The following is a 10957-nucleotide window of genomic DNA, read 5'->3' as shown; positions in this document are numbered from 1 at the left end:
CAGTGACTATTCCTAGGGCACTGGCGGCTGGTACTTTTGTGCCATGACCGAACGGAACATGCCATTTGAGGATCCAAAATATTTCGGATTTCCAAAAGAGGCCAGGATTGCTCACCAGCCAGGACTGACCGATCAACTCATGCAAGAAATTGCCCCACTCCTGGCAGCAGATGGTATCGATCTGACCAATCTTGACGACGTGGATCTCGACGAGTTCAACGCCGCTATGGCTCGCGCGATTGAGCGTCGAAACATGGAGCTCATCACCCCGGTTGGTGATCGCGAAGCGGTGACCATCTTGACGCTCTACAGTATCGTCTATGCTTTGGAAAGCGGCACCGAGGAGCAGCTGCAGAAAATCTTCGCCTCGATTGGTCCGGAACCCACGCATATGCGACCAAGCGCGGGTCACCTCACCGGCGTGGCCATGGAAACGCTGGACAAATGGTATACCGATCCGTCACTTGAAGACAGCTTGCAGCATGCCAAGCTGGCGTTTGGTCACGCAGAAACCCGCGCGGCGGCTGAAGATCTCCAGGTACTTGCTCGACAAGGCCGTGCCGTTCAGTCCTATGGCAATCTGCTGGTCAGCCACGGCGGCCTGGAGCTGGCGCGTGCCGGCGCCTACTTGATCTATGTATCTATTGCGGCGATAGCCGCCGGGCGGCAGCTGGCTGTCAACGATGCACTGACACAGTTTTTACCCAATAAGCCGCTGTCAAAAGAACATATCGATAACATTCCCGTCGCACCTGAAGTTGAGCAGTGGATCGCTGAAGAAGAGCGCTATGAGGACTTTCGGTTTTGGTTGATTGACCAATATGACGATCAGGACGCTGACGAAATTTATGAGCTCTTTATCGGGCGCGTTTTGCAGGCTCTAGATGCTGGTCTTGAACCGGATGACCCGGATGCGATCCAACCCTGGTTAGCCTCCGTCCAATTTTCGCTCGACTACCAAGACGTCATGGAAAGTGTGCATGCTATTTCAAGCTATGTGGCATACCGCGTCGAAAATTCAGTAGATCCATCCCCGTGGATTGCATTGCTAGAGTCATTTGAGACCGATGTTGGTGGTGATGCGCTTGCCGAACAGTTCCGTGGCATCATCGCTGCTGCCGATAAGGTTCCTATAAGCGATCGGCTTGCTGCCATTGGTCAGTTGCCCATCGTCGATGGGTTGTACGAACTGGGGCAGTGGTTGGCTACCTCGAAACCCGTGACAACACGTCAGGTGCCCCGGCGGGCCGATATCCAACTCCTTGCCGAGATGGTCGGTATCCAGGCTGTCGGTGTTTCAGCAAAACCGGAGCCTCAGGATGAGCCGACGGTGTTTGAAGACCTCATGGCCAGCTCGTCGACGGCGCCGGATCCCCAGATGCCATACATACCAGACCGCACAACGACATACAGCGTCCAATCAGCCTTGGAAATTCCCGAACTGATGTCATGGTGGACCGCACTTGAAACGTTGCAAGTCATCGAGTTAACCGCCTCGCGAGTCAAGCAAGGGCCTCGTGCTGAGGTGTTTATTGATGAAGACCTGTCGTTAGAAAACGCCGAACTCGTGGTTGGTTTATGGATCGCTAATGTACTACTGTGTTCTTTTCGACGATCGCATTATGAAATCCCTGCGGCCGCACTTGTTATTAACCATCTCATTAGCGCCATGGCAGGCGCAGTCATTCCATTGATTGAACCTAATCCTGACGCGGATGTCGGTGTTCGCATCACGAACGTGTCATACTGTACAACCCTGCGATATTTACGTGACATGGGGCTGGTCCAAATTCAACATGGGCTCATACACGTGCCAGCAACCTTGTACCGGCCACTTGTCCTTGGGCTGTCAACGGCTGTTCAGCAAGCCACCGAACTGTTGACGGACTTCGAATAACAACTGCCCTTGTTGTTCAAGAACGCCAGGTACGGTGTTGTGCGCGATGATCACCAAGCTACGCAGCAGTCCGTCATTCGATACCGGGATCAACAGCAATATTTACGAATCCAATGTTGAAGCCTATCTGTTGGCCTAAACCACTCAAGGTACAACTCCCACGCTGATCAGCTGTGAAGCAGCTATGCTAGAGGTTTGCGTTAGTCGGACAGAAGGAGCATCAGCACATATGGGGTTTATCATGGCGATCTTGCCGGTGCTCCTGACCCTGGGATTATTAGCGTTACCTCGCATACCAGGAACACTGCCACCCCTGCTCGGAACGCTCGGTGCGGCCGGGATCGCGCTGTGGTATTTTGCCGCTCCTGCTCAAGACTTGATCACGGCGTGGAATGCGAACTTTTGGACTTTGATAAAAGTCCTGGCAATCATAGGTGGTGGAGTGCTGTTATCCGGTGTCATGGACCGGACTGGTGCCCAGCGTAAACTTGCCAATTGGCTCTCGGACGGTGGTCCTACTATTACGGCAGCGCTGCTTATGGCTCATGGAGTTGTGCCATTTCTGGAAACGGTCACCGGTTTCGGTATCCCACTACTGATCGGGCTGCCGCTCTTGCTGTCGTTAGGATTCACCCCGTATCGAGCAGCCTTACTAACGTTGTTGGGACTGATGATTGGGCCGTGGGGCTCAATGGGCCCGGGAACATTGATTGCCGCTGATGCTGCCGGCGCGTCATTGACCGACATGGGCCTATTTTCTGGGTGGTGGAACCTTCTGCCATTTATCGCTTCAGGCATTGCCGTATCGATTCTGGCGGGCAACGGATTGATCGACCATAAATTATCGCGCAGCCAACGGGTCGGCTGGGCAGGCGTCGGAGCAGGTTCCGGGATCATGTTGTGGGGTCTGACGATGCTAGCGAATCTGCTCCTAGGCACTCCCGTGGCTGGGGCCGTCGCCACGTTGATCATGTCGATCGTGTGGCTGTTAATTATCCGTCGTGGGCAGCTGACCCCAAGTCCCGGACGGTCGCTGGTGCCGTATCTGATCTTGATGGTGGGCACGATTGCCGGTCAGTTGATCTACCGTACCTATGATCTTGGGGTCGTGGGCGAAGTGCTGGCCTCGCCAGCGTTGTGGTCGATCACCGGGGCATTGGTCTCCTTGACGTTCTTGCCGATTGAGGCCGAGAGTCTGCGGGCTTTGCCTGGAGCGTCGATACGAATGTGGTGGAATGCTGCCATGCCAACGGCGTTATATATCTTATTTGGTGTTGTTATCGCAGGCGGGGGGCTGGCGGATGTCATCGCTGGTAGCCTGGTGGATCTAGGGCCAGTGTATTTATTTTTACTGCCCTTCGTCGCCGGATTATCGGGCTATATAACGGCATCCGGAACCGGGGCGAACGCGATGTTTGGTGCGACCCAAGTAGCTGCAGCGCAGGGACTTGGCATCTCCCCGCTGTGGACCATGGGTTTGCAGAATTCGGCTGCCGGTTGGGCGATCATCGCCGGCCCCGCGCGTATCGAGTTGGCCTATCGTGTTGCCAAGGTCTACCAGCGCTCCGACACCACGGGACCGGTCGTGTCACGCGGTGTACTCATGAAAGTTCTGTTGCCTATAGTCCTCGTAAGCTTGGGGCTGTGGGGGATTGTCGCCGTTATCTTCTTGCCGATGACCGGCTAAAAATCCATAAAAATACTTATATTCAAGGCTTTATAAGTGTTATTGTGTAGACGTGATGCAGGCAGTTGGAATTATTGCAGATATCGTTGACTCGCGTGATCTCACCGATCGTGCAGCAGCTCAACGCGCCATCCTTGAGACATTTGAACGCGTCGAAGCCTCCGTGCCAACCGTACGCCAAGCTTGGGCAACCGTCGGCGACGAGTTTCAATTGATCGCCGCTACGTGGCAAGATGCCTTGCGCGTCACCGTGCGAGTCCAAGCATTATTGCCTGAGGAGCTGCGGTTACGGTTCGGTATCGGCGTTGGTCAAATCAATACGATCGATGAGGGTGAAGCCGGTCCGATTCAAGATGGCACCGCTTGGCTCAACGCGCGCCAAGCCATTCAATATGTAGAAAAACAGCAGCATCGACGCGATGAGGTGCTCACCGGATTTTACGGTGACAACCCCGAACTTACTGACGCCGTCACCAGCCAGTTAGTATTGCGCGACCATATTGTGGCGCGAATGAAAGCACGCGAGCGACGGCTCTTTGCAGCCCTATTGACCGGAGCCACCCAACAAGATGCTGCACGCGCTGAGAATATTTCCCAAGCAGCGGTTTCGCAAGCCTTGCATCGATCGGGGGCCATGGCATTATTGGACGCAGATGACGTGCTGAAAGGAGGGTCTTGATGTTGGTCGTTGTGACGATTTTGGCGGTAGGGGTCACCGACCTCATCGGCCTGACTCAAGCTCGTTTGGCGATTCAAACCGTGCGTTATATGCAATTGGTCTGGTGGTTGGCTGTCACGGTGGCAGCGGCTCTATGGATCCGGCCTGAAGGCTGGGTCGGCGCGGTTGCCGCCCTGATTGCTGCGGCCTGGTATTTCATTGCCGAACGCATGATCGGGCCCCTCGAAAATGACGGTGACACCAGGTCGGCGCCAGAACTGTTTGCTTGGTCTGCGGTGGGGCTGGTGGTCATTCTGGCCGGCTTTGCGTGGCTGGATATTACGGTGCTCAGTGCTGTCGTTCCAATCGGGTTGATGTGGCTTGCCTTGGCGATATTTCTGACGCAAAGTGGCAACCGCATCACTCGCGCCGTCCTGTTGCTTTCTGGGCGAGAGCTCGGCGCTGATGGGCAAGCCGCCGGGGCGGTTCCGGGCAGTCGGTTGAAGGGCGGCCGGGTCATCGGTCCCTTGGAGCGCATCTTTATGATGGTGCTGGCCGTCGTCGGTGCCTATCATGTGGTTGCTGCACTGATGGCTGCCAAAGGTATTGTTCGTTTTCCTGAGATTTCTGCAGATGCAAAGCGGGAGGATCCGGCCCAAGCCGGGACAAAAGCCGAAGAGTTTCTGGTCGGCAGTCTTGCCAGCTGGGGATTGGCTGGCGGTGCAGGCCTCTTGGCAAGCATGTTGTTGTAGCGCAAAACCCCTTATATTGAGGATAGTATAAGGGGTTTTGCGCTCGTGAGGGTTGAAATTACCTAGTGGCGGACACCGAGGTGTTCTCCAGCGACACTGATGGCCAATGGTCGGTGTCGCGCAGCAGCTGGCGATCATGGGTTGCCACGATGACGGCAGCCTCTGTGTTTTCTAGAGCCTCCGTCAGCTCGTCGACGAGTCGAATCGACAAATGGTTCGTGGGTTCATCCAGCAGCAACACATTCGGACGCATAGCCAATACCAGTGCGAGTTCTAGCCGACGTTGTTGCCCCATCGATAGCTCACCAACGCGCAGTCGCATTTCAGCTGACCCAAGTAGACCGAGCTCTCGAAGTGAGACACCCTGCCGTTCGGACACAACCCTACGTGCAATAAGTCGTTGGACATGGGCTTCAAAGTAGGCGCCAACGCGCTGCTGTAGCGGCAGCACAGATTCCTGCTCGAGCAAAGCAATCCGAGCTGAAGCGTGATGCTGCACGCTGCCCGTTGTTGGTACGAGTTGTTTAGCCAAGACCTGCAAAAGCGTTGACTTGCCTGCCCCATTCGGGCCGGTCACGACCAGGCGATCGCCACCGGCAACCTGTAGGGAAACTGTAGAAGGTAGTCGATCGGTCAAGCTGACCTGTTCTGCAGATAGCATCGTGGCGCTTGATCTGCTCTGCACCGCTGGGAACTTTAACTGCAAGGGAGGCTCAGGAACGCTAAGCGAGTGCGCTTCCAAAGCATCCTGGCGTCGCTGAACGTTGCGGACAGTTGAAGCGGCACGAGTAGCACGAGCATGTTTGCCCGTGCCCTTGGGTGGACGCCAGCCACTGATCAGCCGGTCCTGGGCAGTCTGCAAATCATTCTGAAGCTTGGTGTGCTCAACCTGCTGACGAGCATATTCTTGTTCCCATTGAATACGCTCAGCTCGAGAACGCTCCCGATATCCCGCATAACCGTCACCGTAGAGCCTGGGCCGGTCATCCGGTGTTGGATCCAGGCTCAGAACTGTTTCAGCAATATCCGCTAGCAGCGCGCGGTCATGGCTGACTACAACGACGCCGCCGTTGCGATCCCGTAGACTCTGGGTCAGAAAATCCAACCCACTGCGGTCTAAATGGTTCGTGGGCTCATCTAATAAGAGGAAATCGTGATGCCCACCCAGCAGGCAAGCAAGCCGCACGCGATACCGTTGTCCCACCGAAAGATCGCTCAGTACGACCTCACGATCGGTCTCGGCATCGAGTGCTTCGAGCGCCTGCGTTACTCGGCGCTCAGCATCCCAAGCATCAATGGCTTGTGCATATTCCAGCGCAACAGCGAACTGTTCCTCAGCACCCGTTTCTCCTGCGGCAACGGCTTGCGAGGTGGTATCGAGTTCCGCTAAGGCTGCGACTGCGGGCTCAATAGTTGCTGCTATCACATCACCGACGGTGCGACCATCGTCGGCGGACATTTCTTGTTCAGCGACTGCAATGCTGCCGTGACGTGTCACGGTTCCCCCATCAGGGGTCAATCTGCCGGTAAGAATATGTAGCAGGGTAGTTTTGCCGCGACCGTTTTCACCGACAATCCCGATCCGAGAGGACGGTGTGACGGCGAGATCGAGGTTATGCAGAATGCGGCTGCCACCGAGTGTCACTTCGATTGTGTGCAGAGTAATTTGGGCGCCAGAATGCGCCGGATGTTTAGATTCAAAAGGCATAAAAAGTCCTTGAAAGTCTCGTGCAAAAGGGCACGAAAAATGAACAGCGACCAGTTTGGTCAGGAAAAAATTGCCAAAATCGGCTCGACTCAGAATGTGTCGAGTACAGAAGGCTGGATCGCTGTTACAGGTACAGGACGAGATGTGTTGCTGCCATGCTTCACAGTGTAACGAAGAGTCATGTTGTTCACCAGTTTGATCAACAAATTTGATGAGGATACTTGGGGCATCTCCAAAGATTGCTGCGGTGAGGGGTAACGGCTTTGCATCGTTGCAATGGCAAGAAAGGCACCAGGAAATATTCAGTTTGCACGAAGTTTGCGCACAGAAAGTTATACCCTCGGATTTCAAGTGAAAGCTTTAGTTTGCCTTGGCGCGCGAGGTAAATCGCTGGTAATCTGTGCTCGGATTCACGTGTTTTGTGGTCCATTTATGTTTTATTGGTCGTTTTGAGCACTTCCAGGAAGTGCATTGGACGGACTTATTCACTACTCGAAGGGAACTCCGCATGGCGGAAGAAACACCGAAGAAGAAGGGGCAGCTGTCAGCGGCTGTATTAGCGGGATCTGCGCTAGTGTTCAGCTCATTTGCTGTCGGCATCCCCTCCGCAATGGCAGATGAAGAGCCAGCAGTCAGTGTTGCAACGGCTGTTCCGGAAGATGAAGACACTGCAGAAGATGTCCATAACGAAGAGACTTCATCTGCGGAAGAAAACACCGAAGAAGGCTCAGAAGACTCAGAAGAGTCAGAAGAAAGCGCTGACGAAACGGACAACAGCGAATCTGGGGAAGCTTCTGAACCTGCCGAGTCTGGTAGCGACCAGTCGGCCAGCGAAGAACCGACTTCGGAATCGACTCAGGATGAAGTCGACCCCGAGACTCAGGATGCTGAAGTCGAAGTTGACCCGTTCATATACTTTAGTGAAAGCTCTGGACCTGCGGGTACGACCTTCGAAGTCGGTGGAGGCGGGTTCTCCCCAGATGGCGATGTCGAGATTTCTGTAACAGAACCCGATAGTGGCGAAATCGTCGCTTCGAGCTCGGCAAGTGCAAACGAATTCGGTTCGATCGACGGTCTTGAGCTGACAATTCCAGAAGGTTCTGCAGGCGGCGTTTATGACGTCACCGCAGTAGATCGCGAGACTGAGATTTCGGTAACGGAAAGCTTTAACGTCACCGATGCAAGCCTGACAATCACCCCGGAAGAGCTTGACGAAAATGATTTCGTTGACAGTGGGGTAACGGTTACGATAGAGGGGCTTGAAGCAGGCCAGGACATTGCGATTACTGTGGGCAATGCGTACAGCCCAATACCGGATCTATCAGGTGAAGCCACCGCCGATGCCGAGGGCACCGTTGAATACACGATCCAAGGCGCTGACAGCGTTTACGTGGGAACCTATTATGTCACTGCTCTACGAGCTGACAATGACGCACAGGTTGGCTCAGCTAGCTTCGAAGTGACCAGTGAAAAACCGCAGGTCAGTACGCACTCACCTGATGCCAATGACAATGGCGAAATTCCGCAAGGTGGGGTGCTCCACGTTACCGGGCACAACGCCACCCCGAATAGCACCGTCACTATCGATTTTGGGATTGAAGGCCTCGAAACTGCAGAGGTTGAAACCGGTGAGAATGGCGATTTTGCGACTGAAAATGTCATCCCCGAAGATGCTGAATCGGGCGTCAAAACGGTGACCGTTACTGACGGTGAAACAGGCGAATCCGGTACTGCCGAATACACTGTTGCCGATGCAGGTGACGAAGCTGAACCAACGCTGACCGCAGACCGCAGCGAGATTACGCTGGATGAGTTTGTTGGCGATATTGAAGATGAACCAGGTGTACTGTTCACTGCTGAAGGTCTTGAACCACAAACTAGCCTGACCTACACCGTGGTCTCACCAGGAGAACTGGAAGGTCTGGAGCAGACCACAACCGCTGATGACAACGGCACAGCAAGCTTCTTCATTTACGGCTTCGACTGGGTTTCCGATCCAACCGTCTACCTCGGCGAGTACGCGGTAACCGCCTCTTATGAAGACGAAGCCGGTGATGTTCAAGAACTAGGTCCGGTGAACTTCCGCGTAGTTGAAGAAATCGCAGAAGGACCCCAAATTGAGCTGGACTCCAACGAGGTTTACCAGGGTGGCTCACTGGATGCAGACATCTGGAACTTGACTGCTGACGGCGAGGTTGAAGTCTCGTGGAATCCCACCGAAACCTTTACCGCCGATGAAAACGGCGAGCTCAGCGCTGAGTTGCCAATCGCTGACGACGCAGACACTGGTGTTCAGACACTGACCGTCACTGATCTGACAACCGAAGAAACAGCCTCTGTTGAATACACGGTTCTCAGTTCGGATGACCAGGTCGTTGACCCGGCGCTGACTATTGATCCAGAGCGTATTGATCTGGATGACTTCGTCGGTGATCCAGAAGACGGTGCCGGTGCCAACCACATCGTGGAGGGCATGGAACCCGGTACTGAAATCTCCTACGTCGTTTCCGGGCCAGAGTATGTCAACGATTACGAAAGCACCGCCGACGTTGATGAAGACGGCGTCGCCTCATTCGTAATCCATGGTTACGATGTTGCCGATCCAGCCGTTTACCTCGGCGAATACAACACCGTAGTCACCTACGTTGACGATGCTGGCGAAACTCAAACCCTGAATGGAAGCTTCACCGTCGTCGACGGTGACGACGACTCCACTGCTGGCGGCTCAGATGGTGACGACGATGATCGCGCCCCATCCGCCCCGGTTGACGTCAACGGTGCCAGCGGTCTGGCACAAACCGGCGCCAACGGCGTCCAACTTGGCTTCCTGGCTGGCGGCCTGCTGGTAGCTGGTGCGGCATTGCTGGCATTTGCTAACCGTCGACGCCTCTTTGGGCGTAGCGCCTAGCCGATAGCCAGTACAACTCCATAGCGCATTACCTGACCGGCCTCTTCTGCAATCGCAGAAGGGGCCGGTCTGTGTATTCAACAGCCCCCTCGACAGTGCCGTACCCAGCTGCCAGACTTGAGGTGAAAGTACGACCCGGTGTCTACGACGTCAGGAGGCCAACTATGACCCACGTGACCTCATCCCAAGCCCAAGAGCAGCTGTCAGATTGGACCGTTGTTGACGGACGCCTGGAGATCAGCGTGCGCGCCAAAGACTTTGTGCAAGCCATCGAATTCGTCAACCGTTTCACCAATCTGGCCGAAGCTCAAAATCATCACCCAGATTTCGACATCCGCTATAACACCATTCGCATGAGGGTCGTCAGTCACGACGTCGGCGGACTGACCGACCGGGATATACAGTTCGCCACAGCTGTCAACGTGCTCATCGAAGAAATGGGGCTCAAGCGTCAGCCCGAAAAGATCACCCGCAGCCACGTCGTGCTAGCCAGCGCTAACGTTGAAGCGATTAAACCGTTCTGGCAAGCGATTTTTGATTTCAAAGCTGCTCAAGACGACGAGTTTTTGATCGACCGCTCCGATGTGCTGCCCCCGATTCGTTTCCGCCACGTAGCACACGCCCCGGTTTCTGAGGGTCAGGAGAATGCCACTGCCGCTCCAGGCAACGTGCACTTCGAGGTATTTGTGCCGTCGTCCATAGCGAAAAACCGTCTGCAAGCCGCACTTGAGGCCGGCGGAAAATTGCTCAGTGACGCTAATGCAACTGATCAATGGGAACTGGCTGATCAAGACGGCAACCGTGTGCTATTGCGCACCGATCAATAAAACAGGAAAGTAGCCTCTGAATCTGTCACTTTTTCGGTTTTCTCCACAGATTGATAGATTAGCGACCCTTCTAATCTGTCAATTCTCCGAGTTTTCGTAAATATTGACAGATTAGGCACCCCCTTAATCTGTCAATTTTCTGCAATCCTCCGAAAATTGTCAGATTAACACGGTTAGGGGACTACTCGCGGCCGTTATTCCAGGGTCCGCGAACTCGCCGGATGCGCCCGAACGCAATGAGCATCGATATCAGGGCGAGGCCAGCAAAGACCAACAGCGTGGTGCTGTACGGCATGAGTGGCAACAGCGCGGCAATCACGGTTGGGAAGAGGAACCCAATGTAGGTCACGGCGTAGAAAATCCCGGTCAGGCCAGCTAGTTCGTGTGGTGGTGCAATCTTCTGAACGCGTGTCAGTCCGGTGACCAGTACCGTGCCGTAGGCCAGACCAAGCATGATAGCTGCAATAATGCCGGTGATCGGTCCGGCATGCAGTGCTGCCAGGGCGGCTGTGCATATTCC

General features: G+C 54.7%; 7 protein-coding genes and 1 pseudogene. 6 read left to right on the top strand and 2 right to left on the bottom strand.

Translation table 11 applies throughout. The features are described 5' to 3' along the window. Positions 1 to 43: 43 nt before the first annotated feature. The 4 genes from K8V32_RS10890 (at position 44) to K8V32_RS10875 (ending at position 4994) form a co-directional block, all read left to right on the top strand. Complete coding sequence (locus K8V32_RS10890; RefSeq protein WP_303907141.1) at positions 44 to 1897, top strand: hypothetical protein; 1854 nt, start codon at positions 44 to 46, stop codon at positions 1895 to 1897. Positions 1898 to 2126: 229 nt separating this feature from the next. Further along, positions 2127 to 3584: an L-lactate permease gene (locus K8V32_RS10885; protein WP_303907138.1), complete on the top strand. Its 1458-nt coding sequence runs from the start codon at positions 2127 to 2129 to the stop codon at positions 3582 to 3584. Positions 3585 to 3639: 55 nt separating this feature from the next. Beyond that, entirely contained in the window at positions 3640 to 4263 is a 624-nt protein-coding gene (locus K8V32_RS10880; protein WP_303907148.1) for a SatD family protein, read from the top strand. After that, the gene (locus K8V32_RS10875) at positions 4260 to 4994 is read left to right on the top strand and encodes a hypothetical protein (protein WP_524536734.1); all 735 of its coding nucleotides are present in this window, start codon (positions 4260 to 4262) and stop codon (positions 4992 to 4994) included. The genes K8V32_RS10880 and K8V32_RS10875 overlap by 4 nt, the downstream gene beginning before the upstream one ends. Before the next feature lie 58 nt (positions 4995 to 5052). On the opposite strand, the gene K8V32_RS10870 is transcribed toward K8V32_RS10875, so the two are convergent. Beyond that, positions 5053 to 6702, bottom strand: a complete 1650-nt coding sequence (locus K8V32_RS10870; RefSeq protein WP_303907135.1) for an ABC-F family ATP-binding cassette domain-containing protein — start codon at positions 6700 to 6702, stop codon at positions 5053 to 5055. 508 nt (positions 6703 to 7210) lie between these two features. On the opposite strand from K8V32_RS10870, the gene K8V32_RS10865 reads away from it, so the two are divergent. Beyond that, positions 7211 to 9610, top strand: coding sequence for a hypothetical protein (locus K8V32_RS10865; protein WP_303907132.1), 2400 nt, complete (start codon positions 7211 to 7213; stop codon positions 9608 to 9610). 164 nt (positions 9611 to 9774) lie between these two features. After that, positions 9775 to 10437, top strand: coding sequence for a 4a-hydroxytetrahydrobiopterin dehydratase (locus K8V32_RS10860; RefSeq protein WP_303907129.1), 663 nt, complete (start codon positions 9775 to 9777; stop codon positions 10435 to 10437). Between the two features lie 181 nt (positions 10438 to 10618). Here the strand turns inward: K8V32_RS10860 and K8V32_RS10855 are convergent. Beyond that, positions 10619 to 10957, bottom strand: a pseudogene (locus K8V32_RS10855) (MFS transporter); the annotation flags it as partial.

The organism is Enteractinococcus helveticum (assembly GCF_020742345.1).
Classification (GTDB): domain Bacteria; phylum Actinomycetota; class Actinomycetes; order Actinomycetales; family Micrococcaceae; genus Yaniella; species Yaniella helvetica_A.
This window is presented reverse-complemented; position numbering and strand designations above follow the sequence as displayed.

Bases quoted from the DNA above. Each gene is read 5' to 3' on its own strand.
- K8V32_RS10860 (WP_303907129.1), top strand. From the start codon at position 9,775: ATGACCCACGTGACCTCATCCCAAGCCCAAGAGCAGCTGTCAGATTGG.
- K8V32_RS10870 (WP_303907135.1), bottom strand. From the start codon at position 6,702: ATGCCTTTTGAATCTAAACATCCGGCGCATTCTGGCGCCCAAATTACT.
- K8V32_RS10885 (WP_303907138.1), top strand. From the start codon at position 2,127: ATGGGGTTTATCATGGCGATCTTGCCGGTGCTCCTGACCCTGGGATTA.
- K8V32_RS10865 (WP_303907132.1), top strand. From the start codon at position 7,211: ATGGCGGAAGAAACACCGAAGAAGAAGGGGCAGCTGTCAGCGGCTGTA.
- K8V32_RS10890 (WP_303907141.1), top strand. From the start codon at position 44: ATGACCGAACGGAACATGCCATTTGAGGATCCAAAATATTTCGGATTT.
- K8V32_RS10880 (WP_303907148.1), top strand. From the start codon at position 3,640: ATGCAGGCAGTTGGAATTATTGCAGATATCGTTGACTCGCGTGATCTC.